Source organism: Pseudomonas putida, from assembly GCF_028682175.1.
GTDB classification, from domain to species: domain Bacteria; phylum Pseudomonadota; class Gammaproteobacteria; order Pseudomonadales; family Pseudomonadaceae; genus Aquipseudomonas; species Aquipseudomonas putida_AD.
The window spans coordinates 21,918-45,178 of record NZ_JANHKS010000031.1 but is presented as its reverse complement, the minus strand read 5'-3'; the positions used below and the strand labels follow the sequence as shown (position 1 = coordinate 45,178).

The 23,261-nt window shown below is 61.7% G+C and carries 21 protein-coding genes; 7 read left to right on the top strand and 14 right to left on the bottom strand.

Translation table 11 applies throughout. The features are described 5' to 3' along the window. Positions 1-103 precede the first annotated feature (103 nt). From astD to acs, 11 genes are all read right to left on the bottom strand, one after another. On the bottom strand, positions 104-1,570 hold the full coding sequence (gene astD / locus NPS29_RS19865) for a succinylglutamate-semialdehyde dehydrogenase (RefSeq protein ID WP_274134525.1): 1,467 nt from the start codon (positions 1,568-1,570) through the stop codon (positions 104-106). Continuing rightward, on the bottom strand, positions 1,571-2,596 hold the full coding sequence (gene astA / locus NPS29_RS19860) for an arginine N-succinyltransferase (protein WP_274134524.1): 1,026 nt from the start codon (positions 2,594-2,596) through the stop codon (positions 1,571-1,573). It lies immediately after the preceding gene. A gap of 87 nt (positions 2,597-2,683) precedes the next feature. Then, positions 2,684-3,715, bottom strand: coding sequence for an arginine/ornithine succinyltransferase subunit alpha (gene aruF / locus NPS29_RS19855; protein WP_274134523.1), 1,032 nt, complete (start codon positions 3,713-3,715; stop codon positions 2,684-2,686). Positions 3,716-3,897: 182 nt separating this feature from the next. Beyond that, a complete protein-coding gene (locus tag NPS29_RS19850) occupies positions 3,898-5,118 on the bottom strand; it encodes an aspartate aminotransferase family protein (protein ID WP_274134521.1) in 1,221 nt (406 codons plus the stop codon). A gap of 338 nt (positions 5,119-5,456) precedes the next feature. Further along, entirely contained in the window at positions 5,457-6,440 is a 984-nt protein-coding gene (gene argR, locus NPS29_RS19845) for a transcriptional regulator ArgR (protein ID WP_274134520.1), read from the bottom strand. A 148-nt stretch (positions 6,441-6,588) separates the two neighbouring features. After that, positions 6,589-7,353, bottom strand: a complete 765-nt coding sequence (locus NPS29_RS19840) for an ABC transporter ATP-binding protein (RefSeq protein ID WP_274134519.1) — start codon at positions 7,351-7,353, stop codon at positions 6,589-6,591. A gap of 21 nt (positions 7,354-7,374) precedes the next feature. Beyond that, positions 7,375-8,487 (bottom strand): succinylglutamate desuccinylase/aspartoacylase family protein, encoded by a 1,113-nt coding sequence (locus tag NPS29_RS19835; RefSeq protein ID WP_274134518.1) that lies wholly within the window; start codon positions 8,485-8,487, stop codon positions 7,375-7,377. A gap of 1 nt (position 8,488) precedes the next feature. Then, a complete protein-coding gene (locus NPS29_RS19830) occupies positions 8,489-9,187 on the bottom strand; it encodes an ABC transporter permease (protein ID WP_274134517.1) in 699 nt (232 codons plus the stop codon). Then, positions 9,184-9,873 carry an ABC transporter permease gene (locus NPS29_RS19825; protein WP_274134516.1) on the bottom strand — a complete coding sequence of 230 codons (690 nt, stop codon included), beginning with the start codon at positions 9,871-9,873 and terminating at the stop codon, positions 9,184-9,186. The genes NPS29_RS19830 and NPS29_RS19825 overlap by 4 nt, the downstream gene beginning before the upstream one ends. Before the next feature lie 90 nt (positions 9,874-9,963). Beyond that, a complete protein-coding gene (locus NPS29_RS19820) occupies positions 9,964-10,740 on the bottom strand; it encodes an ABC transporter substrate-binding protein (protein ID WP_274134515.1) in 777 nt (258 codons plus the stop codon). Between the two features lie 688 nt (positions 10,741-11,428). Further along, complete coding sequence (gene acs, locus NPS29_RS19815) at positions 11,429-13,384, bottom strand: acetate--CoA ligase (protein WP_274134512.1); 1,956 nt, start codon at positions 13,382-13,384, stop codon at positions 11,429-11,431. Between the two features lie 451 nt (positions 13,385-13,835). On the opposite strand from acs, the gene NPS29_RS19810 reads away from it, so the two are divergent. Next, complete coding sequence (locus NPS29_RS19810) at positions 13,836-14,102, top strand: DUF2790 domain-containing protein (RefSeq protein ID WP_274134510.1); 267 nt, start codon at positions 13,836-13,838, stop codon at positions 14,100-14,102. A gap of 112 nt (positions 14,103-14,214) precedes the next feature. On the opposite strand, the gene NPS29_RS19805 is transcribed toward NPS29_RS19810, so the two are convergent. Continuing rightward, positions 14,215-15,768, bottom strand: a complete 1,554-nt coding sequence (locus tag NPS29_RS19805) for a sigma-54-dependent transcriptional regulator (RefSeq protein ID WP_274134509.1) — start codon at positions 15,766-15,768, stop codon at positions 14,215-14,217. Between the two features lie 295 nt (positions 15,769-16,063). On the opposite strand from NPS29_RS19805, the gene phhA reads away from it, so the two are divergent. The 6 genes from phhA to NPS29_RS19775 all read left to right on the top strand — a co-directional run bounded on the left by phhA (position 16,064) and on the right by NPS29_RS19775 (position 21,169). Next, positions 16,064-16,852, top strand: a complete 789-nt coding sequence (gene phhA / locus NPS29_RS19800) for a phenylalanine 4-monooxygenase (RefSeq protein WP_274134508.1) — start codon at positions 16,064-16,066, stop codon at positions 16,850-16,852. A gap of 15 nt (positions 16,853-16,867) precedes the next feature. Continuing rightward, positions 16,868-17,239 (top strand): 4a-hydroxytetrahydrobiopterin dehydratase, encoded by a 372-nt coding sequence (locus tag NPS29_RS19795; protein WP_274134506.1) that lies wholly within the window; start codon positions 16,868-16,870, stop codon positions 17,237-17,239. Continuing rightward, positions 17,240-18,436: an amino acid aminotransferase gene (locus NPS29_RS19790; RefSeq protein WP_274134505.1), complete on the top strand. Its 1,197-nt coding sequence runs from the start codon at positions 17,240-17,242 to the stop codon at positions 18,434-18,436. A gap of 100 nt (positions 18,437-18,536) precedes the next feature. After that, on the top strand, positions 18,537-19,070 hold the full coding sequence (locus tag NPS29_RS19785) for a DUF2867 domain-containing protein (protein ID WP_274134503.1): 534 nt from the start codon (positions 18,537-18,539) through the stop codon (positions 19,068-19,070). Between the two features lie 530 nt (positions 19,071-19,600). After that, positions 19,601-19,780 carry a hypothetical protein gene (locus tag NPS29_RS19780; protein WP_274134501.1) on the top strand — a complete coding sequence of 60 codons (180 nt, stop codon included), beginning with the start codon at positions 19,601-19,603 and terminating at the stop codon, positions 19,778-19,780. A gap of 174 nt (positions 19,781-19,954) precedes the next feature. Then, entirely contained in the window at positions 19,955-21,169 is a 1,215-nt protein-coding gene (locus NPS29_RS19775) for an MFS transporter (protein WP_274134499.1), read from the top strand. Positions 21,170-21,269: 100 nt separating this feature from the next. Here the strand turns inward: NPS29_RS19775 and arfB are convergent, their stop codons facing one another. Both arfB and NPS29_RS19765 read right to left on the bottom strand, forming a co-directional pair. Then, the gene (gene arfB / locus NPS29_RS19770; RefSeq protein WP_274134497.1) at positions 21,270-21,683 is read right to left on the bottom strand and encodes an alternative ribosome rescue aminoacyl-tRNA hydrolase ArfB; all 414 of its coding nucleotides are present in this window, start codon (positions 21,681-21,683) and stop codon (positions 21,270-21,272) included. A gap of 16 nt (positions 21,684-21,699) precedes the next feature. Next, entirely contained in the window at positions 21,700-23,124 is a 1,425-nt protein-coding gene (locus tag NPS29_RS19765) for an amino acid permease (protein ID WP_274134495.1), read from the bottom strand. Between the last annotated feature and the right edge of the window lie 137 nt (positions 23,125-23,261).

The following is a 23,261-nucleotide window of genomic DNA, read 5'->3' as shown; positions in this document are numbered from 1 at the left end:
CGCTGCACACCTGTAGGAGCGCGCTTGCCCGCGGCGGCTCTGTGTCCGCAAACGAGGTGTCGACTGACACTACGCGGTCGCGGGCAAGCGCGCTCCTACAGTCTTATTTCAAGGTGATGCCGGGGGTCAGGCTTGCTGGCAGCGCCAGCGTCCCGCTCTCCAGCGACGCCACCGGGTACGCGCAATAATCCGCGGCGTAGTACGCACTGGCGCGATGGTTGCCCGAAGCGCCGACGCCGCCGAACGGTGCGGTACTCGCCGCGCCTGTCAATTGCTTGTTCCAGTTGACGATGCCCGCCCGGCTTTGCAGCCAGAACTGTCGATAGCGTTCCTGCGAATCCGACAACAGGCCGGCCGCCAGCCCGTACTGGGTGTTGTTGGCTTCGTCGATGGCCGCAGCGAAATCCGCATAGCGAATCACTTGCAGCAAGGGGCCGAACAGTTCCTCGTCGGGACGCTCGGCTACGTCACTCACGTCCAGGATACCCGGCGTCAGCAAGGCCGCATTGCTGTCGGGCTGGGCCATCTCCAGCAGCGCCACGGCGCCATTGGCCAGCAGGTGCTCCTGGGCTTCGAGCAGCGCCTGGGCGGCACGCAGGGAAATCACCGAGCCCATGAACGGCGCCGGCTGCTGATCGAACGCACCGACCTGAATGGTCGACGTCACCTCAACCAGCCGCGCCATGAAAGCATCGCCCCACCCACCTTGCGGCACCAACAGGCGGCGAGCGCAGGTGCAGCGCTGGCCTGCGGAAATGAACGCAGACTGGATGACGGTGTAGACCGCCGCATCGACATCCGCGACCTGATCCACCACCAGCGGGTTGTTGCCGCCCATTTCCAGGGCAAGAATCTTGTCCGGTCGCCCGGCGAATTGCTGATGCAGCGAGTTGCCGGTGCGGCTTGAGCCGGTGAAGAACAGGCCGTCGATACCGCCGTTGGCCGCCAGCGCGATACCGGTTTCCCGAGCGCCCTGCACCAGGTTCAGGACACCGGACGGCAGACCGGCTTCGATCCAGCATTGCACCGTCAGCTCGGCGACTTTCGGTGTCAGCTCGCTGGGCTTGAACACCACCGCGTTACCGGCCAGCAGCGCCGGGACGATGTGCCCGTTAGGGAGGTGCCCCGGAAAATTGTACGGGCCGAATACCGCGACTACGCCGTGAGGCTTGTGGCGCAACACAGCGTTGGCGTCGCCCAGCGGGCCGCTCTTCTCGCCGGTGCGCTCGCGATAACTCTGAATCGAGATCGCGACCTTGTTGACCATGCTGGTCACTTCCGTCGCCGATTCCCACAGCGGTTTGCCGGTTTCCTCACCGATGCAACGGGCGATTTCATCGGCGCGGCTCTTCAGCGCGGCGGCAAAGGCTTCCAGCACCACGATGCGCTCTTCCAGCGTGCGAGTCGCCCAGGCCGGGAACGCCTGACGTGCAGCGCTGACCGCCGCCTCGACCTGCGCCGCGCTGGCACCCTGGCCTTTCCAGATCACCTGCTGGGTAACCGGGTTCAGCGATTCAAAAGCCTCGCCCTGCCCGGCCTGCCACTGGCCTGCGATATACAAAGTCGTCATTTACACACCCTCCCGAGCCGGCGACAGAGGCACTGCGCGCACCTGATCACCCGCCGTCAGACGCAGGCGCTTGGCGGTTTTCGGATCGACCACCAGCGTGCCCGCTGCGAAACGCGCAGGGGCGGCAGTCACGCGGCAATCTTCGCGCTTGCGGTTGTGGATAAGAAACGGGGTTGCGTCATCACCCGGCGTTCCGACCGCCAGCACCAGCGCCTGGCTGTCGCGCACGGCGCGGATCTTGCCGGTCTCGCATTCGATGGCCGGGCCTGCGTCGAAGATGTCGACGTAGCCCTGATAGCTGAAGCCTTCGGCCTTGAGCATCGTCAGCGCCGGTTCCGTGCTGGTGTGCACGCGACCGATTACGTCCCGCGCGGCCTGGGACAGGAAGCAGCTGTACAGCGGGAACTTGGGCATCAACTCGGCGATGAACGCACGGTTGCCGACACCGGTAAGGTAATCGGCCTGGCTGAACTCCATCTTGAAGAAGTGCCGGCCCAGGCTTTCCCAGAACGGCGAATGGCCCTGCTCGTCGGACATGCCGCGCATTTCGGCGATGATCTTCGCGCCGAACAGCTCGGGGAATTCGGCGATGAACAGCATCCGCGCCTTCGACAGCAGGCGACCGTTGAGGCCGTTGCGGAAATCGGCGTGCAGGAACAGCGAGCACAGCTCGGAGTTGCCGGTCAGGTCGTTCGCCAGGAACAGAGTCGGGATCTCGCGATAGATGTTCAACTCTTGCGAGGCGCTGACCGTCAGGCCCACCCGGTAGTTGTACCAGGGCTCGCGCAGACCGACCGCACCGGCGATGGCCGAGATACCGACCACGCGGCCGTCGTCGTCTTCAAGGACGAACAGGTAGTCGGTGTCGCCCCGCTCGGCTTCGCCACGGAAGGTTTTTTCGGCCCAACCGACCCGGTGCGCCAGACGCTCTTCATTGGCCGGAAGCGTAGTCAGGCCTGCGCCTGTGCTGCGCGCCAAATCGATCAGCGCCGGTAGGTCACTGCTGCGTACGGGACGAACGATCATGCTTTCTCCTCAGGCCGGCTCCTGTGGGGCACCGGCGAACTCTAACCCGCGACACGGCAACGCAAGGGGTTGCCGATGACTCAACTGTCAAACCGCGACGATGCGCACGCTGGCACCTTCACCGACACCCAGCGCCTCGGCGGCAGCCAGGCTCAGGGTCACCGGCTTGCCAGGTACCCAGTCCAGTTCCAGCATCACGGCGCGGTAGTCCTGCAACTGGCTGTTGGCGACCAGGTATGGACGGCCGCCCTTCACCGCATCGCCGCTGGCAACGGTGTCGACTTTGACCGGCACCACGCGGCTCTGGGCAATCGAACGAATGCCAGAGGTGCGCGCATGCAGGGTGGGCCCGCCGTCGAAGATGTCGATGTAATGGTCGGTCTCGAAGCCTTCGCGCATCAGGATGTCGAAGGTGATCTGCGCGCGCGGGTGGACCTGGCCCATGGATTCCTGGGCTTCGTCCGGCAGCAGCGGCACGTAGATCGGGTAATGCGGCATCAGTTCGGCGAGGAACGTGCGGCTCTTGAGCCCACAGATACGCTCGGCTTCGGCGTAGTTGAGGTCGAAGAAGTTGCGACCGATGGCGTCCCAGAACGGCGAGTCGCCGTTTTCGTCGCTGTAGCCGACGATCTCGGTGACGATCGAGTCGGCGAAGCGCTCGGGGTGAGCAGCCACGAACAGCAGGCGCGCACGGGAGTTGAGCTCCGACCACAAGGTGCCCACCAGTTCGGGCAGCACGTAGAAGCTGGTCAGCAGGCTGTTGCCGGTCAGGTCATGGCACTGGGAGAGCACGTGGATCTTGTTGTGGATCTTCAGTTCGCGGGAGGCATGAACGAAGGTCTCGTTGCGGAAACTGTAGAACGGCTCGGAATAACCGGCCGAGGCAACGATTCCGGAACAGCCCACCAGACGCCCGGATTCGGTGTCTTCGAGCACGAAGAAATAGGTTTCCTCGCCATTGAAACTGACCTCGGCGGCGAACGACGCTTCGGAAGCGGCGATCTTGTCACCCAGACGTCCAGCGTCATCCGGCAGGGACGTGACACCAATCGGACTGTCTGCGGCCAGGCGTTGAACCTCGCTCAGATCAGCCATTTGCGCAGGGCGCATCACCAGCATGGTGTCACTCCTTGAGAAAAAACAGGCCGGTGAAATCCGGCATGAGAAAAAAAATCACGAGACTGCATCGCACCCTGTAGGAGTGAGCTTGCTCGCGATTGCGGTGTGCCAGACAAAACGGATGTATCTGACAAATCGCTATCGCGAGCAAGCTCACTCCTACAGGAGATATGTGGCGCGGGTCAGGCTTTGGTCAGCTTCGCCACGGCACGCTCGAAACGGTCCAGGCCTTCGATGATGTCGGCATCCTCGATCACCAGGCTCGGCGCGAAGCGCACAACGTCAGGACCTGCCTGCAGGATCATCAGGTTTTCCTGTTCGGCAGCGTTGAAGAAGTCCTTCGCCTTGCCCTTCCAGGCGTCAGTCAGCACCGCACCGATCAGCAGGCCCATCCCGCGCACTTCGCTGAACACGCCATATTGCTGGCCGATCTTCTCGAGGCGCGCCTTGAACAGTTCGTGCTTGGCAGTGACACCCGCCAGCACCTCGGGGGTGTTGATGACATCGATCACCGCCTCGCCCACCGAGCAGGCGAGCGGGTTGCCGCCGTAGGTGGTGCCGTGCACGCCGACAGCCAGGTGCTTGGCCAGTTTCTCGGTGGTCAGCATGGCCGCCATCGGGAAGCCGCCGCCGATGCTCTTGGCGCTGGAGAGGATGTCCGGGGTCACGCCGTAATGCATGTAGGCGAACAGATGGCCGCTACGGCCCATGCCGCTCTGGACTTCGTCGAACACCAACAGTGCGTTGTGCTCGTCACACAGCTTGCGCGCGCCTTGCAGGTATTCAAGCTCGGCTGGCAGTACACCGCCCTCGCCCTGGATCGGCTCCAGCACCACGGCGCAGGTCTTGTCGCTGACCGCTGCCTTCAGTGCTTCCAGATCGTTGTAAGGCACGTGGGTGATGCCGGTGATTTTCGGGCCGAAGCCGTCGGAGTACTTCGGCTGGCCGCCCACGCTCACGGTGAACAGGGTGCGACCGTGGAAGCTGTTCAGCGCCGCGACGATTTCATACTTCTCGGTGCCGTACAGGTCGTGAGCCACGCGACGGGCCAGCTTGAAGGCCGCTTCGTTGGCTTCAGCGCCCGAGTTACAGAAGAACACACGCTCGGCGAAGGTGGCGTCGACCAGTTTCTTGGCCAGGCGCAGCGCAGGCTCGTTGGTGAATACGTTGGAGACATGCCACAGCTTGTTGGCCTGTTCGGTGAGTGCACCGACCAGCGCAGGGTGGGCGTGGCCCAGTACGTTGACCGCGATGCCGCCGGAGAAATCGATCAACTCGCGCCCCGCCTGGTCCCACACGCGGGAACCCTGGCCGCGTACCGGAATGAACGCTGCGGGAGCGTAGTTGGGGACCATCACCTGGTCGAAATCGGCACGTTGCACCGGTACTTGCTCAACGGACATCGGAGTCTCCTGAAGAGGAACGCCTGCCTGGGACTGGCGAGCGATGGAAGGATTGTAAGGACTGATTTGAGCGCGGCCTTGCCGCCAAGCGACAACTTCTTATAGCGCAAAACCGGCTTTTTCAGAGGCTTTCGGCAATGCGACAAAATGCTTCGGAAAGGCGCAGTTTAAACGTTAGCGGCGCGCAGTAGCAGCGTTGTGTGGATTTGAATTGTCCGACATGGACATCTGTAGGAGTGCGCTTGCCCGCGACGGGGTCGTGTCAGACAGCACATCCCCACCAGGCAGATCGCATTCGCGGGCAAGCGCGCTCCTGCAGGGGATCGATTTGCAGAGTGTCAACCGCGCTCGGCAGGCACCGACGACAGTTCGAACGGGCTGCTGCTGCGGCGCTGGTTGCGGTCTTCGCGGGGGGTGGCGCCGAAGAAGTTGCGATAGGCGCTGGAGAAGTGCGGGCCCGAGGAGAAGCCGCACGACAGGCCGATCTGGATGATCGACTTGCTGGTCTGCATCAGCATCTGCCGGGCCTTGTTCAGGCGCAGCTCCAGGTAATACTGGCTCGGCACACGGTTGAGGTACTGCTTGAAGATGCGCTCCAGTTGCCTGCGCGAAACACACACATGCTGGGCGATTTCGTCGGTGGTCAGCGGCTCTTCGATGTTGGCTTCCATCAACAGCACGGCCTGGGTCAGCTTCGGGTGGCTCGAACCCAGACGGTTCTGCAACGGAATGCGCTGACGCTCGCCGCCCTCGCGAATGCGCTCCACTACCAGTTCTTCCGACACCGCACCGGCAAGCTCGGCACCGTGATCGCGGGCGAGCACGGCCAGCAGCAGGTCCAGTACGGACATCCCGCCGCAGGCCGTCAGACGATCGCGATCCCAGTCGAACAGATGGCTGGTAGCGATGACTTTCGGGAAGCGCTCGGCGAAATCATCCTGCCAGCGCCAGTGCACTGCCGCCCTATAGCCATCGAGAAGGCCCAGTTGCGCCAGCGGATAGACACCCGCCGACAGCCCGCCGATCACACAGCCTGCGCGCACCAGTTGCTTGAGCGCGCCAGCCAGCGCAGACGCCATCGGCGCCGGTGGCTCGTCGGCGACCAGAAACACCTTCTGGCAGCCTTCAAGACGCCCCGCCCAGGGCTCGCCCGGCAACTGCCAGGCGGCGCCTTCGACCGGTGGTTCGGCCTGCAGGAACGACAGCTCATAGACCACTTCCGGATGCACCCGCTGCGCGACACGCAGGGCTTCTTCGGCCAGCGCCAGGGTCAGGGCCTTGGTGCCGGGCCAGATAAGAAATCCGATTCGATGGGCAGTCATGTCGTGCAATCCGGAACGTGTCGCAATTTTTTATGGGTCACACGCAGGGCGTGCAAAATCTGTTGCGTTCAGTTGATGGCGGCGAGCTGAATGACGCGCAGCATGAACTGTTCTCTCACAAAACGCACCGTTGAAAACGGGCGAATCGTTATTTCAGGCTACCGGACAGGAACTGCTGCAGACGTTCCGATTTCGGATTGACCAGCACCTCGCGAGGGTCGCCGCTCTCTTCGATCAGGCCCTTGTGCAGGAAAATCAGCTGGTTGGACACTTCGCGGGCAAAGCCCATCTCGTGGGTCACCACGACCATGGTGCGACCTTCCTGAGCCAGCGCCTGCATGACCTTCAACACGTCACCGACCAGTTCAGGGTCCAGCGCGGACGTCGGTTCGTCGAACAGCATGACCTCAGGTTCCATCGCCAGCGCCCGGGCAATCGCCACGCGCTGCTGCTCGCCACCGGACATGTGCCCCGGGTAGGCGTCCTTGCGATGGGCCACGCCGACCTTGTTCAGGTAATGCTCGGCCTTTTCCAGGGCTTCTTTCTTCGGCACGCCCAGGACATGGATCGGTGCTTCGATGATGTTCTCCAGCGCTGTCATGTGCGACCACAGGTTGAAGTGCTGAAACACCATCGACAAGCGCGAACGCATGCGTTGTAGCTGCTTGGGGTCGGCCGCCTTGAGGCCGCCGTCCTTGTTGGCCACCAGCTTCAGCTCTTCGTTGTTGAGCAGGATGCGGCCGGATTTGGGCTGTTCCAGCAGGTTGATGCAGCGCAGAAAGGTACTTTTGCCCGAGCCGCTGGAGCCGATGATGCTGATCACATCGCCCGCTTTGGCCGTCAGCGAAACGCCTTTGAGCACTTCGTGACTGCCATAGCACTTGTGCAGGTCCTGGACTTCCAGTTTGTTCATGGTTTCGGTTCTCACAAGTAATCAGTCGCTGAGCAGGCGGCCGGAACGCAGCGGAGTACGCCCCGCCACCTTGGCCATCCAGTAGCCCGGCTGGGCGTAACGCAGTTTTTCGATGGCGAACAGCACCCCGGCGGTGCCGGCGCAGACGGTGGTCGCACGGTCGTTCAGCGGATCGACGACCTCGAACAGCGGCTCGCCCGGCTCGACCCACTCGCCTGCTTCGCGCAGGAAAGTCAGCACGCCGGTGTGCGGCGCGTAGATCATTTCGGTGCCTTCGAACGGCATGCCTTCGCACGGCTCGTGGGCCGGTTGTGGCCACTCGCCGCTGATCAGGCCGTGCCCGGCGAGAAACGCCAGAATGCCTTCGGCATAGGCTTGCGCCTCGACTTTGCCGGTATTGGACTGCCCGCCCAGTTCAAGGGTGGTGGACATGCAGGCCAGCGGGATCTGTGCCTCGGGGAATTTCTTCGCCAGCCGCAGCCACGGCAGCGAGCAGGCTTCGTCGAACGAACTGCCGCCGGAGTCTTCAGCCAGCAGGCCGACACTGACACCCAGGTAGGCCGACAGCGAACGCCACTGCGGCCAGTGCTGGGGCAGCGCGTACATGTGCAGCGAGGCGTCGGTGTCGCAGTGCAGGTCGAGCACAATGTCGGCGTTGCAGGCGTGGCTCAGGAGCACACGATGCATGCCTGCCAGTTCGCTGCCCGCAGGCGGCAACTGGTCGAGCACATCGGCCATGGCCTGGCGAATCAGCTTGATGTTGGCCCGCGGATCGTCGCCCAGCTTGCCATCGAGCATCTGCGCCACCGGCTCGCTCAGCTCGGTGAAATCGCGGTTGAAATTCTTGCCGCTGCCGTATTCGAAACGCCCCTGGTGATTGCCTTGCAGCAACTGCCCAAGGCCGATGGGGTTGGCCACCGGAACCAGCTCGATGACGCCGTTGAGCATGCCCTGCTCTTCAAGCTTTGCCAGGCGCTGCTTCAATTCCCAGGCAGTGCGCATGCCCGGCAGTTCGTCGGCGTGCAGGCTGGCCTGGATGTAGACCTTGCGCTCGCCCTGACCGAAACGGAACACACTCAGCGTGCGCTCGGTCCCCAGGGTGCTCCAGGGCAGTCGATGATCGATGCGTTGCATGTCAGTGCTTCCTCGGTGCGAGGTAACCGAGCCAGCGGCGCTCGGCCAGCTTGAACAGTTTCACCAGAATGAAGGTCAGGCACAGGTAGAACACGCCCGCCGTGATGTACGCCTCGAACGGCAGATAGAACTGCGCGTTCACCGTGCGCGCCGCGCCGGTGATGTCGATCAGGGTGACGATGGAGGCCAGACTCGTGGTCTGCAGCATCATGATGACTTCGTTGCTGTACTGCGGCAGCGCCCGGCGCAAAGCCGATGGCAGCAGGATGCGGCGGTACATCTTGGCCTTGGACATGCCCATGGCCCGCGCCGCTTCGATCTCGCCCGGCGGGGTGGACTTGAGGCTGCCGGCGATGATCTCGGCGGTGTAGGCGCTGGTGTTGATCGCAAAGGCAAGGCACGCGCAGAAGGTCGCGCTGGACAGCCATGGCCACAGGAAGCTCTCGCGCACGGCTTCGAACTGCGCCAGGCCGTAGTAGATCAGGAACAACTGCACCAGCATCGGCGTGCCGCGAATCACGTAGGTGTAGCTCCAGGCCAGCAGATTGACCCAGGCGACTTTCGAGACGCGCATCAGGGCCAGCGGCAAGGCCGCCAGCAGTCCGAAGAACAGCGACAGCGCGAGCAGCTTGAGGGTAATCAACAGGCCGCCGAAATACAGCGGCAGGCTGTCCCAGACCACGTTGTAATCGAAGATCATAGGTCTGCCACCCTTACGCCGGCCGAGTAGCGTTTTTCGATGTAGCGCAGTACCAGCAGCGAGACACTGGTGATCACCAGGTACATGGCCGCGACTGCGAGGAAGAAAGTGAAGGGTTCGCGGGTGGCGTCCGCCGCCTGCTTGGCCTTGAACATCATGTCTTGCAGGCCGACTACGGAGATCAGCGCAGTGGCCTTGGTCAGAACCAGCCAGTTATTGGTGAAGCCCGGAATCGCCAGACGGATCATCTGCGGCACCAGGATGCGGAAAAATACCCGGCCGCTGCTCATGCCATAAGCCATGCCGGCTTCGGCCTGCCCCTTGGGAATGGCCATGAAGGCGCCGCGGAAGGTTTCCGAAAGATACGCACCGAAAATGAAGCCCAGCGTGCCGATACCGGCCATCAGCGGGTTCAGGTCGATGTAGTCGTCGTGGCCGAGCAACGGCGCGACGCGGTTGAGCAGGTCCTGGCCGCCATAGAAAATCAGCAGGATCAGCACCAGATCGGGAATGCCACGAATGACGGTGGAATACAGGTCGCCCAGCCAGGCCAGCCAGCGCACCGGCGACAGACGCAGGGACACGCCGACCAGACCGAGCACGATGGCCAGTGCCATGGAGCACAGGGCGAGCTGCAGGGTCAGCCATGCACCGTCGAGAATGACGGCTCCGTAGCCTTTCAACATGTAGTGTGGCCCTCGAGCGCGGGATAGAAAAATGGCGCGATCAGAAGGATGAAGATCCCGCTGATTGCGCCATTACGGACGAACGTCGACTTACTTGCCGTAGATGTCGAAGTTGAAGTACTTGTCCTGGATAGCCTTGTATTTGCCGTTGGCACGGATGGCGGCGATGGCGGCGTTGATCTTGTCCAGATCGGCCTTGTCACCCTTGCGCACCGCGATGCCTACGCCGTCGCCGAAGTATTTGACGTCGGTGAAGGCAGGGCCCACGAAAGCGTAGCCCTTGCCCGAATCGGTGTTCAGGAAACCGTCCTGCAGCAGGGTGGCGTCCGCTACGGTACCGTCCAGGCGACCGGCGCCGATGTCCAGGTAGATTTCGTTCTGCGAGCTGTATGGCTTGATCTCGGCGCCCAGGGGAGCCAGGACTTCCTTGGCGAAACGCTCGTGGATCGAGCCACGCTGCACGCCGATGTTCTTGCCCTTGATTTCAGCCAGGTTGTCGCCCAGGACAGTGCCCTGCTTCATGACCAGACGGGCCGGGGTGTTGTAGTACTTGTTGGTGAAGTCCACTGACTGCTTGCGATCGTCGGTGATGGACATCGAGGACAGGATGGCGTCGATCTTGCGCACCTTGAGCGCCGGGATCAGGCCGTCGAACTCCTGCTCGACCCACACGCACTTGACCTTCATCTCTTCGCACAGGGCGTTGCCGATGTCGTAGTCAAAACCCACGATGCTGCCGTCCGGCGCCTTGGAGGCGAATGGAGGGTACGCCGCTTCGATACCGATCTTCAGGGGTTTTTCATCAGCGAACGCAGGCTGTACCAGTACGGACAGCGCCAGTGCGCCCAGCAGCATGAGCTTTTTCATTCTTGGAACTCCATCGGTAAAACGCGACAAGTGACCATGGGCGGTAACGCCCGATGAGCAGAAGGACTATCTGAAATTGCGACGCGAGGCGCTGGCGGGTTCATGGCCCGACAAGCCTTCGGCGAGTGATCGGCATTTTAGCGGCAGGCTTTAAGTCGATATTTCTTCAATGCGACAACTAGTTACAGAAGCACCGAGAAAGCCATTCAGCCTGATTGACAGCTCCAGAACAATATGCAAGGAGCGACGAGAGCAAACCTATCAACGAAGCAAATAACGCGCCCATTATTGGCAAAGCCTTCTAATCCGGCAAGTCCAGCGTGGCCAGTGATGGCTTTGGGGCGATGAGTTGCAGGGGTTTCGGGGTCAAAGGCCTCAACCGCTCATGCATCGCCACGACACTGGGGTGGGCGGTAACAAATCGATATATCCCGATTTTTTTTCAACGTGTCCGCCTGTGCGTATTCCCGTGGTATCGGGCTTGCACTAATCCCTGTGGGAGTGGGCTCGCCCACGAAGACGGATGCATGAGCGATGGAGATACAGCGGATGTACCGCCCCCTTCGTGAGCAAGCTCACTCCCACAGGGGTCGTCGCAATATCAGAAATCCGGGTGAGTCCCGAGCAGGTATACGAAAAAAAGCCCCGCGCGGCTTTCACCGGGCGGGGCGTTCGGGACGTACGAGCGTCAGGCGACGTTCATGGTCTTGTGGGTTTCCACCAGATGGGCCACGACGCCCGGATCGGCCAGGGTCGAGATATCGCCCAGTTGATCGTACTCACCGGTGGCGATCTTGCGCAGGATGCGGCGCATGATCTTGCCCGAGCGGGTCTTGGGCAGGCCCGGCGCCCACTGAATCACGTCAGGCGAGGCAATCGGGCCAATCTCCTTGCGCACCCAGTTGCGCAGTTCGATGCGCAGCGCCTCGTCCGGCACCTCGCCACCGTTCAACGTCACGTAGACATAGATGCCCTGCCCTTTCAGGTCGTGAGGCACCCCGACCACTGCGGCTTCGGCGACTTTCGGGTGCGCAACCATCGCGCTCTCGATCTCGGCGGTGCCCATGCGGTGGCCGGATACGTTGAGCACGTCGTCCACCCGGCCGGTGATCCAGTAGTAGCCGTCTTCATCGCGACGGGCGCCGTCGCCGGTGAAGTACATGCCGCGGAAGGTCTTGAAGTAGGTGTCGACGAAACGGTCGTGGTCGCCGTACAGGCTGCGCGACTGGCCAGGCCACGAATCGAGAATCACCAGGTTGCCTTCGGCCGCGCCCTCGATCAGGTTGCCCAGGTTGTCCACAAGCGCCGGGATCACGCCGAAGAACGGACGGGTCGCCGAGCCCGGCTTGAGGGCCGTGGCGCCTGGCAGCGGGCTGATGAGGATGCCGCCGGTTTCGGTCTGCCACCAGGTGTCGACAATCGGGCAGTTCTGCTTGCCGACGGTGTTGTAGTACCAGTTCCAGGCTTCCGGGTTGATCGGCTCGCCCACCGAACCCAGCAGGCGCAGGCTCGAGCCATCAGCGCCTTCGACGGCCTTGGTGCCTTCGGCCATCATCGCGCGGATGGCGGTCGGGGCGGTGTAGAGGATGTTCACCTTGTGCTTGTCGATGATCTTCGACATACGGGTGATGTCCGGGTAGTTCGGAATGCCTTCGAACAGCAGCGTGGTCGCACCGTTGGCCAGCGGGCCGTAGACGATGTAGCTGTGGCCGGTGACCCAGCCCACGTCGGCGGTGCACCAGTAGGTTTCACCCGGTTTGTAGTCGAACACGCGCTCGTGGGTCAGCGCGGCGTACAGCAGGTAGCCTGCGGTGGTGTGCAGCACGCCCTTGGGCTTGCCGGTGGAACCGGAGGTGTAGAGGATGAACAGCGACTCTTCGGCGCCCATTTCCTTGGGGGCGCAGGTGGTCGATGCCACTTCGAGCAGGGTGTGGTACCAGATGTCGCGATGGCGGTTCCACTCGATATCGCCGCCGGTGCGCTTGCAGACGATGACTTTCTGCACGCTGCTGGTTTCAGGGTTGGTCAGGGCGCGGTCGACGTTGGCCTTGAGCGCCGTCTTCTTGCCGCCACGCAGGCCTTCGTCGGCGGTGATGACCACCTTGGAGCGGCAGTCGATGATGCGACCGGCCAACGCCTCGGGGGAGAAGCCGCCGAACACCACCGAGTGGATCGCGCCGATACGGGCACAGGCCAGCATCGCGACCACGGCTTCAGGGATCATCGGCATGTAGATGGTAACCACGTCACCGCGGTGTACATCCTGGCCGCGCAGGGCGTTGGCGAACTTGCAGACTTCTTCATGCAGTTCGCGGTAGGTGATGTTGCGGCTTTCGGAAGGGTCGTCGCCTTCCCAGATGATCGCGACCTGATCGCCACGCTCGGCCAGATGACGGTCGAGGCAGTTATAGGAAACGTTCAGGGTGCCATCGGCGAACCACTTGATGTCGACGCGGTGATCGTCGAAGGAGGTCTGTTTGACGGTGGTGAAAGGCTTGATCCAATCCAGGCGCTTGGCCTGCTCACGCCAGAAGCCATCGGGGTTGACCACCGACTGCTGGTACATGGCCTTGTAGGTCGCCTCGTCTGTCAGCGTATTGGCTGCCACTTCAGGGCGAACGGGGTACAGGGAAGCCGCACTCATCTTTCTTACCTCGGTGGAAATGTTGTTTTTGTATGCAACCGTTGTATCTGCCGATGGCCGCGAAAGCCATTCGACGATGGTCTTACCGGCCATCAGCATAACGCCGAAACGCCCTGAAGTGGCCGTTGCGCGGCAAATCTTCATATTCGAACTACGACCAAAGAACTAGGCGCGGCGACTGTTTCAAGGTCGATTTCGCGATTGTTACCGGAATGCTCAATAGTCTTTATCAAAATGGTTTCTATATGAATATTTCCTGCGAGCCTAGAATTCGTTTCGCCAACACGGCAAACGATTGACAACTAACAGCCCCCCACACCGGCTTGTCGATCTGGCAACTAAACCGATAGTTCACTGGCTTCTCACAGGGCCCCACAAGGGCCTTGTGCACCCGGCCGAGCGCAATTGACGATCAGCCCGGGGCGATGAAGCAACCGAGAGGAAACTTGTAATGAAAGCTGCACTGGTTGTAATGGCTCTTTGTGGTTTCAGCGCCGCGGCAATGGCGCAGGACGGACCGAGTGAAATTTCCAGCCAAGCACAACCTGTCGAGCACTACATCTACTCGACCGACCTGGACATCGCCAAAGTCATCTCCGTGGACGAAACGCCCAACGTCTGCAACGTGGTGCCACAGCACATGACCTACGAAGACTCCCATGGCCAGCGCCACGTGCTCGAGTACCTGGTGATGGGCAACGGGTGCAGTAACGGTTAAACAGAACACACTCTCCTGTAGGAGTGAGCTTGCTCGCGATGGCGATACATCTGCTTAATATATCTGGCAGATATACCGCTATCGCGAGCAAGCTCACTCCTACAGGCACGCGTTAAGTTGATCCTACCCCATAAAGTTTCAACTTATTGGCAATGGTCGTATGGGAAACACCCAGTCGTTTACCCAATAACCGACTACTCGGATGCGCCGCATATAGCTGTTCAAGTACCGCCTTTTCAAAACGCCCGACAATATCTTCAAGCCCGCCTTCAAGGGAGAAATCCCCCAGCGGCTGGCGCACGCCATAATCGGGCAAGCGAATGTGCTCGGCCTTGACCATCCCGCCCTCGCACAACGACACCGCCTGAAACAATACGTTTTCCAGTTGCCGCACGTTGCCCGGCCAATGGTACTGGGCCAGGCGCTCCATGGCCGGGGCGGAGATGCCCGGCAGCGGACAGCCGATCTGGCGGCTGGCCTGATCCAGAAAATGCTGCACCAGCGGATCGAGGCCATCCAGACACTCACGCAGCGGCGGAATGTGCAGCGACAGCACATTGAGGCGATGATAGAGATCCTGACGAAACTCGCCGCGTGCGCACAATTCGGACAAGTCCACCTGGGTCGCGCAGATCACCCGCACATCCAGAAACACCTCTTCATCGCTGCCCACCCGACGGAAACAGCCGTCCTGCAGGTAACGTAATAATTTGGCTTGCAACCGGGCGCTCATCTCGGCCACGCCGTCGAGAAACAGCGTGCCGCCCGCCGTCAGTTCCAGCAGCCCCAGCTTGCCCTCCGCCCGCGCGCCCTCGAAAGCGCCGGGGCCGTAACCGAACAGCTCGGTTTCCGCCATCGACTCGGAAAGCCCCGCGCAGTTGAGCGCCATCATCGGCGACTGGCCGCGCGGGCTCGCCAGGTGGCAGGCCCGCGCCAGCAGTTCCTTGCCGGTGCCAGTCTCGCCTTCTATCAGTAGCGGTGCGTCCAGCGGCGCCATGCGCCGGGCTTCGCGAACCACGGCGGCCATCACTTTCGAGCTCTGGAAAATACTGTCGAAGCCGCGCAGCTCCTGCTTGCGCACGTTGTAGATGTGCTCACCTACACGGTCGGCGCGATGCAGCGTCAGCACGGCACCGGCCATGGCCTCGCTGTCTTCGTGTTCGGATTGCAGCGGCGCGATGTCGGCCAGAAACACATCACCCTTCACTTTTACCCGCAGCCCGTTGATGCGCGAGCGGTTGGTGCGCACCAGTTGCGGCAGATCGAAATCCTCGGCGTAGCGAGAGAGCGGGATGCCCGGCACTTCATCGACCCTGACCCCGAGCAACTGCGCCGCCGCCCGGTTGGCCGCCACGATGGAACCGCCCATGTCGATGGACAGCACCGGAAACTCCAGCGCGCCCAGCAAGGCGTTCAGCTCCATGTGCCGACGCTCGCTGGGCATCAATCCCACACGCTTGACGCCGAACACCCCGGGGATCGCTTCGAATTTCGGACCCAGCGCCTGGAATTGCAGGTTGATGAGATTCGGACAACGCAGGTAGATCGCGTCGCCGAATTCGCCGCCCACCTCCCCGCCGGAAACGTTCACACCGTAGGAAACCAGCAGTTCTAGAATGTCGCGCAGGATGCCGACGCGGTTCTGGCAATGCACTTTGATGCGCATGGGAAGTCGACTCATTGAGGGCTGGGAATAGTCACCAGACGCTTTTTTATGATGAGTCAAAGTTTATCGTCAAGAATACGTGACAGTTCAAGCTTGTCTGCGGCGATTTAAGGCCGATATTTCGCGCCCCCTCCAATGGCTGTCAGGATTTCTTTACAGGCAACACAGATTTCCCGCGCCTCCAGTCACAGCCCCCTCGCGGCAAATGGCACACAAACCGGTATCTATATCCACAAGCGGGACGAACCCGCAACCCATTGCTCAAGAACAAGAACAAACCATTCAGGAGAGCACCATGAGCACGCAGTACGTCGCCCGAGAACCCGACGCCAGCGGCTTCATCCATTACCCCGAAGCCGAACACGGCGTGTGGAACACCTTGATCACCCGTCAGTTGAAGGTGATCGAAGGTCGCGCCTGCCAGGAATACCTCGACGGCATCGAGCAACTGGCCCTGCCCCATGAGCGCATTCCGCAACTGGCCGAGATCAATCGAGTGCTGGAAGCCACTACCGGCTGGCAAGTTGCCCGCGTTCCGGCATTGATCCCCTTTCAGACCTTCTTCGAACTGCTGGCCAGCAAGCGCTTTCCCGTGGCCACCTTCATTCGTACCCCGGAAGAACTGGATTACCTGCAAGAGCCCGACATCTTCCATGAAGTTTTCGGACACTGCCCGCTGCTGACCAACCCCTGGTTTGCGGAATTTACCCACACATACGGCAAGCTGGGTCTGGCAGCCAGCAAAGAGCAGCGCGTGTATCTTGCCCGTCTCTACTGGATGACCATCGAATTTGGCCTGGTGGACACTGCCCAGGGCCGCAAGATCTACGGCGGCGGCATCCTCTCATCGCCCAAGGAGACGGTTTACAGCCTGTCCTCTACACCTGAACATCAGGCCTTCGACCCGATCGAAGCCATGCGCACGCCGTATCGCATCGACATCCTGCAGCCCCTTTATTTTGTGCTGCCGGATCTCAAGCGCCTGTTCGACCTCGCCCACGAGGACATCATGGGCATGGTGCGCACCGCCACCGAACTGGGTCTGCACGCCCCACGCTTTCCCCCTAAAAACAAAGCTGCCTGACAAAGGAAAACCTTCATGACCGCTCCCCAATCAAACCCGCTGAATCAGGCCCACTGCGAAGCCTGCCGTGCCGACGCGCCACAGGTCAGCGAAGCCGAATTGCCAGAACTGCTGCGCCAGATTCCGGACTGGAACATCGAAGTCCGTGATGGCGTGATGCAACTGGAGAAGGTCTATCTCTTCAAGAATTTCAAATTTGCGCTGGCGTTTACCAACGCGGTCGGCGAAATTGCCGAAGCCGAAGGTCACCACCCGGGTCTCTTGACCGAATGGGGCAAGGTGACCGTGACCTGGTGGAGCCACTCGATCAAGGGGCTGCACCGCAACGACTTCATCATGGCCGCCCGCACCGACGAGGTGGCCAAAGGCGCCGAGGGCCGTAAGTAAATGCATTTTTCACAGATTCAGCGCGTACCGGACGATCCCATTCTTGGCCTGATCCAGGCCTACGCCAGCGACCCCAACCCGAACAAGTTCGACCTGGGCGTTGGCGTGTACAAGGACGCGCAGGGCCTGACCACCATTCCCCGAGCGGTCAAGCTGGCCGAACAGCGTCTGGTGGATTCGCAGCCGACCAAGACCTACATCGGCGGCCATGGCGAGCCGCGATTCGGTGCGCTGATCTGTGAACTGGTGATGGGCGAAGACTCGCCGCTGATCGCGCAAAAACGCGTGGGCGCCACCCAGACCCCGGGTGGCACCGGTGCCCTGCGCCTCTCGGCTGACTTCATCGCCAATTGCCTGCCCGGCAAAGGCATCTGGCTGAGCGACCCGACCTGGCCGATCCACGAAACCATCTATGCCGCAGCGGGCCTCAAGGTCAGCCACTATCCCTACGTGGGCAGCGACAACAAGCTCAACGTGCCGGCCATGCTGGAAGCCTTGAACACCGTGCCGGAAGGGGACGTGGTCCTGCTGCACGCCTGCTGCCACAACCCCACCGGCTTTGACCTGGGCCACGACGACTGGCGTGAAGTGCTGAAGATCGTCAAGCGCCGCAACCTGCTGCCGCTGATCGACTTCGCCTATCAGGGCTTCGGCGACGGCCTGCAGGAGGACGCCTGGGCGGTGCGCCTGTTTGCCGCCGAGTTGCCGGAGCTGCTGATTACCAGTTCCTGTTCGAAGAACTTCGGCCTGTACCGCGAACGCACGGGGGCGCTGCTGGTGTGCGCCGACACCAGCGAAAAACTGGCAGACGTTCGCAGCCAGTTGTCGGCCACCGCACGCAACCTGTGGTCCAACCCGCCGGATCACGGCGCTGCCGTAGTCGCCGAAATCCTCGGGGACCCGGAGCTCAAGGCCCTGTGGGCCGACGAAGTGGAAGAAATGCGCAGCCGCATTGCGCAACTGCGCCTGGGCCTGGTCGAAGCCCTGACCCCGCTGGGCCTGGGTGAGCGCTTCGCCCACATCGGCGTCCAACGCGGCATGTTCTCCTACACCGGCATGAGCGACGACCAGGTCGCCCGCCTGCGCAAGGAACACAGCGTCTACATGGTCGCCGCCGGCCGCGCCAACGTCGCCGGCATCGACGCCACGCGCCTGGATGCGCTGGCAGCGGCGTTTGCGGCGGTATGCAAGGATTGATTCTGTAGTTTCACCTGCCGGCAGGGGTAACCTGCCGGCAAGCCGTGCGCCGCCCGCCCGGGCTGCTACAAGGCTGTTTGACACAAGGAGAGTCATCATCATGGAGGAAGCCGTCAGCTATGCTCGCGCTTCTCGCGCCACGGCCTCACAACCCCCTCGGCAAAGTTCGCGGGGGAATCTGTTTCCCCACGTGTACTACAGCGACTGCTTTGTACGCCGCTTCCAGGCTGCAAGGTTCACCGCGCCTCTGGCCGCCTATCTGGAAATGACCCGCGCAGCACCGACCTGGGTGATTCGCTTGCTGGCCGTTCGCGATGGCCTGGTTCGCTGGCTGGGCATGACGCCTACCCGAGGATTCAGCTCCCGCACCACGCCGCCTGCGGCGGTGTGCACTGGGGACGATTTCGACTTTTTTCGGGTCCTGTCGTCCGACGCCGACAAGCTGCTGCTGACTCTGGAAGACCGACACTTTGAGGTCACGATCGAGGTTCTGCTGATCTCGCAACCTCAGTCGCAAAGCGTCTACGTGTCATCGACGGTCAACCCCCATACGATGGTGGGCAAAGGCTATCTGCGGTTGATCGCTCCATTTCACCGGGCGGTGGTGAGGTCCCTGCTTAACAGAATCCCATGACCCCCTCTGTAGGAGCGCGCTTGCCCGCGACTGCGGTGTGTCAGCCACAGATGCAACAACTGACACACCGCCATCGCGGGCAACCGCGCTCCTACGGGGCTCGGGGGTGGCTGGTGGTTTTGGTTGTAGCCTCGCATCGCCACTACATGACCAACGGCCATCATTAAAAGTCAGTTTGTCATTTGATGTGCTGTATTCTCCCTCTGCGTTTTATGGACGCGCTGCCTGATCGGCAGCTCAGGGCGGTTTGCAAACACGCGCACAACGCAACCGGCGAACCGAACCAAGCAACTTGTGAGGAGCGACAGACGATGCATGAAATCCCAAACTTCCCCTTCCCAAGCCAAACCCAGCAAAGCGCAGCAGCCCGACAGGAACTCGGTCAGCCGATCGAGATGAAAGCCGGAGCGAAAGACGGTGATAGCAAGAAAGCCCAAGGCCAACGCTGAAGGCTAAGTTTTCAGCCCCTATGCAAGAGCGTCTGCAAGGCGTACTTCCATAAGGGCTGAATTGCTCCGATAATGGACCGCATGACCGAATTTACCGAAACACAAGCTCAGGCCCTGATCGGCACCGCCGAAAAGATGATCGAAATCTGGGCACGCCTGAGCCCCGAAAAACAGCAAGCCCTGCTGGCCCGCTTCGGCACCCAGGAAAACGCCCTCGCGGCCCTGGTCACCACGCAACTCCTGGCGCCCGCCGCCAAATAATCAGAACAATACGCCCCCGAACAAGGCCATTTCGTACAGGCCCGGTTCAACCTTCGGCTGCCACTGGCACGCCCGCCTCGTTATCATGTGGCATCGCCTGGCTTTCAAGCGTCTACGCTCCATCAGGTTTCTGCCCCGCTGTTTTTTCTCAAGTGCAATCGTGGATTGATGCTCATGTCAGACGCTTCGAGCGCCGCAACACAACGCCCTATCGCCGTCACCTTGCAGGTCGTTTCCATCGTCCTGTTCACCTTCATCGGCTACCTCAACATCGGCATCCCGTTGGCGGTCTTGCCTGGCTACGTCCACACGGACCTGGGTTTTGGCGCCGTGACGGCGGGGCTGGTCATCAGCGTGCAATACCTGGCCACTCTGCTCAGCCGTCCGTACGCCGGGCGCATCATCGATAACCGCGGGTCGAAAAAGGCCGTGATCATCGGCCTGTTCGGCTGTGGTCTGAGCGGCGTGTTCATGTTGCTCGCGGGATGGCTCGATGCCTGGCCGATGGTCAGCCTGATCAGCCTGTTCGTTGGCCGGCTGGTGCTGGGCAGTGCGGAAAGCCTGGTGGGCTCCGGCTCCATCGGCTGGGGCATCGGCCGCGTCGGTGCTGCGAACACCGCCAAGGTCATCTCCTGGAACGGCATCGCCAGCTACGGCGCGCTGGCCATCGGCGCCCCCGTCGGCGTGTTGCTGGTCAAGAGCCTGGGCTTGTGGGCCATGGGCGTGAGCATCATCCTGCTGGCCGCGCTGGGCATTGCCCTGGCCTGGAAGAAAACCCCGGCGCCCATCGTGCACGGCGAACGCATGCCGTTCCTGCATGTGCTGGGCCGTGTGCTGCCCCATGGCACCGGCCTTGCGCTGGGTTCCATCGGCTTCGGCACCATCGCGACCTTCATCACCCTGTACTACGCCAGCCACACCTGGCCCAACGCCGTGTTGTGCCTGAGCCTGTTCGGCGCCTGCTTCATCGGCGCGCGTTTGCTGTTCGGCAACATGATCAACCGCCTGGGTGGTTTTCGGGTGGCGATTGCCTGTCTCTCGGTCGAAACACTGGGCTTGCTGTTGCTGTGGCTGGCACCGAACCCGAATCTTGCGCTGGCCGGTGCGGCGCTGACCGGTTTCGGCTTCTCGCTGGTGTTCCCGGCGCTGGGGGTCGAGGCGGTGAATCTGGTGCCTGCGTCCAGCCGTGGCGCGGCGGTGGGGGCTTATTCGTTGTTCATCGATCTGTCGCTGGGGATCACCGGGCCGGTGGCGGGCGCCGTGGCGTCGGGCTTTGGCTTCGCGTCGATCTTTCTGTTCGCGGCCTTGGCGTCGTTGGGTGGGCTGGGGTTGAGCGTGTACCTGTACAAGCAGGCACAGGTGATGCGGGAGAAGAAAACCGCCTCGTAGCAGCGCGGCTTGCCGGCGGGGGCGGCGTGTCTGTGACGAATGCGCCGTCTGACACACCGCTCCCGCCGGCAAGCCGTGCTGCTACGAGAGCGTAGTTGTATTAGAAATCTATCTTTCCGCGCCCTGCCTTGATCGACCCGCGCTTGGACTTGGCTTCCAGTCTGCGGGTCTTCGAGCCCAGGGTCGGCTTGGTCGGGCGGCGTTTTTTCTCGACCTTTGCCGCGCTGACAATCAACTCGCTCAAACGCAACAACGCATCGGCGCGGTTCTGCTCCTGGGTGCGGTATTGCTGCGCCTTGATGATGATCACGCCATCGCTGGTGATGCGGCTGTCACTGAGCGCCAACAGCCGTTCTTTGTAGAACGGCGGCAGTGACGAGGCGTTGATATCAAAGCGCAGGTGCACCGCGCTGGACACCTTGTTGACGTTCTGCCCGCCCGCGCCCTGGGCGCGAATGGCGGTCAGCTCGACTTCGCTGTCAGGCAGGTGCACGTTGTTGGAGATGATGAGCATCAGGCCCCTTCGGTGCTTACTTGATGATCGATGTGCGCTGGGCCATCGATTCGCCGTCGCTGTGGCGCTTGTTCTTGATGACGTAGAACACCCACATCACCACCAGCCACACCGGGATAGCGTACACCGACACCTGAATGCCCGGAATCATCAGCATGATCCCAAGGATCAGCACCACGAACGCCAGGCACAGGTAGTTGCCGTATGGGTACCAGAGCGCCTTGAACAGCGGCTGCAGGCCCTTGCGCGCCATGTGCTGGCGGAACTTGAGGTGCGAGTAGCTGATCATCGCCCAGTTGATGACCAGCGTCGCGACCACCAGCGACATCAGCAGCTCCAGCGCATTCTGCGGGATCAGGTAGTTGAGCAGCACGGCGATCAGCGTCACCGCCGCCGACACCAGGATCGCCCGCACCGGCACCCCACGGCCATCGACCCGCGCCAGGGACCGGGGCGCATCGCCCTGCTCGGCCATGCCGAAGAGCATCCGCGCGTTGCAGTAGGTGCCACTGTTGTACACCGACAATGCCGCGGTCAGGACCACGAAGTTGAGAATGTGCGCGGCGGTGTTGCTGCCCAGCATCGAGAACACGTGTACGAACGGGCTGCCGCTGTAGGCATCGCCCGACGCGTTCAGGTCGACTAGCAGCGCATTCCATGGGGTCAGCGACAGCAGCACCACCAGCGAGCCGATGTAGAAAATCAGGATGCGGTAAATCACCTGATTGATGGCCTTGGGAATGATGGTCTTGGGCTGGTCGGCTTCGGCGGCGGTGAAGCCGAGCATCTCAAGGCCGCCGAACGAGAACATGATGAACGCCAGCGCCATCACCAGGCCGCTCGCGCCATTGGGGAAAAAGCCGCCGTGTTCCCACAGGTTGCTGACCGACGCCTGCGGACCGCCGCTGCCGCTGACCAGCATGTAGCTGCCCAGGGCGATCATGCCCAGAATGGCCACGACCTTGATGATCGCGAACCAGAACTCGGCCTCGCCGAACACCTTGACGTTGGCCAGGTTGATCACGTTGATCATCACGAAAAAGACTGCGGCCGAGGCCCACGACGGGATCTCCGGCCACCAGTACTGCACATATTTGCCGACGGCGGTCAGTTCCGACATGCCGACCAGGATGTACAGCACCCAGCAGTTCCAGCCCGACAGAAAGCCTGCGAAACCACCCCAGTATTTGTGTGCGAAATGGCTGAAGGACCCGGCCACCGGCTCTTCGACGATCATTTCGCCCAACTGGCGCATGATCATGAAGGCGATGAAGCCACACAGGGCATAGCCAAGGATCATCGACGGACCCGCCGATTTGAGCACGCCCGCCGATCCCAGGAACAAGCCTGTGCCGATGGCGCCGCCCAGGGCGATCAGCTGGATGTGGCGGCTTTTGAGACCACGCTTCAAGTCACCTGAATGGGACATGTGTTCACTCATTGCAAAGTCACCTTATTGTTCTTGTCTGCGACGGAATCGAACCCGACACGCTCATGACGTGGCGGAATGAAACGGGATGGGTAAATCCCGAGTGGTTTGGCGTCCATACGCCGATGGATCACAGAAAAAACGCGGCG

Bases quoted from the DNA above. Each gene is read 5' to 3' on its own strand.
- astD (WP_274134525.1), bottom strand. From the start codon at position 1,570: ATGACGACTTTGTATATCGCAGGCCAGTGGCAGGCCGGGCAGGGCGAG.
- astA (WP_274134524.1), bottom strand. From the start codon at position 2,596: ATGATCGTTCGTCCCGTACGCAGCAGTGACCTACCGGCGCTGATCGAT.
- aruF (WP_274134523.1), bottom strand. From the start codon at position 3,715: ATGCTGGTGATGCGCCCTGCGCAAATGGCTGATCTGAGCGAGGTTCAA.
- NPS29_RS19850 (WP_274134521.1), bottom strand. From the start codon at position 5,118: ATGTCCGTTGAGCAAGTACCGGTGCAACGTGCCGATTTCGACCAGGTG.
- argR (WP_274134520.1), bottom strand. From the start codon at position 6,440: ATGACTGCCCATCGAATCGGATTTCTTATCTGGCCCGGCACCAAGGCC.
- NPS29_RS19840 (WP_274134519.1), bottom strand. From the start codon at position 7,353: ATGAACAAACTGGAAGTCCAGGACCTGCACAAGTGCTATGGCAGTCAC.
- NPS29_RS19835 (WP_274134518.1), bottom strand. From the start codon at position 8,487: ATGCAACGCATCGATCATCGACTGCCCTGGAGCACCCTGGGGACCGAG.
- NPS29_RS19830 (WP_274134517.1), bottom strand. From the start codon at position 9,187: ATGATCTTCGATTACAACGTGGTCTGGGACAGCCTGCCGCTGTATTTC.
- NPS29_RS19825 (WP_274134516.1), bottom strand. From the start codon at position 9,873: ATGTTGAAAGGCTACGGAGCCGTCATTCTCGACGGTGCATGGCTGACC.
- NPS29_RS19820 (WP_274134515.1), bottom strand. From the start codon at position 10,740: ATGAAAAAGCTCATGCTGCTGGGCGCACTGGCGCTGTCCGTACTGGTA.
- acs (WP_274134512.1), bottom strand. From the start codon at position 13,384: ATGAGTGCGGCTTCCCTGTACCCCGTTCGCCCTGAAGTGGCAGCCAAT.
- NPS29_RS19810 (WP_274134510.1), top strand. From the start codon at position 13,836: ATGAAAGCTGCACTGGTTGTAATGGCTCTTTGTGGTTTCAGCGCCGCG.
- NPS29_RS19805 (WP_274134509.1), bottom strand. From the start codon at position 15,768: ATGCGCATCAAAGTGCATTGCCAGAACCGCGTCGGCATCCTGCGCGAC.
- phhA (WP_274134508.1), top strand. From the start codon at position 16,064: ATGAGCACGCAGTACGTCGCCCGAGAACCCGACGCCAGCGGCTTCATC.
- NPS29_RS19795 (WP_274134506.1), top strand. From the start codon at position 16,868: ATGACCGCTCCCCAATCAAACCCGCTGAATCAGGCCCACTGCGAAGCC.
- NPS29_RS19790 (WP_274134505.1), top strand. From the start codon at position 17,240: ATGCATTTTTCACAGATTCAGCGCGTACCGGACGATCCCATTCTTGGC.
- NPS29_RS19785 (WP_274134503.1), top strand. From the start codon at position 18,537: ATGGAGGAAGCCGTCAGCTATGCTCGCGCTTCTCGCGCCACGGCCTCA.
- NPS29_RS19780 (WP_274134501.1), top strand. From the start codon at position 19,601: ATGACCGAATTTACCGAAACACAAGCTCAGGCCCTGATCGGCACCGCC.
- NPS29_RS19775 (WP_274134499.1), top strand. From the start codon at position 19,955: ATGTCAGACGCTTCGAGCGCCGCAACACAACGCCCTATCGCCGTCACC.
- arfB (WP_274134497.1), bottom strand. From the start codon at position 21,683: ATGCTCATCATCTCCAACAACGTGCACCTGCCTGACAGCGAAGTCGAG.
- NPS29_RS19765 (WP_274134495.1), bottom strand. From the start codon at position 23,124: ATGAGTGAACACATGTCCCATTCAGGTGACTTGAAGCGTGGTCTCAAA.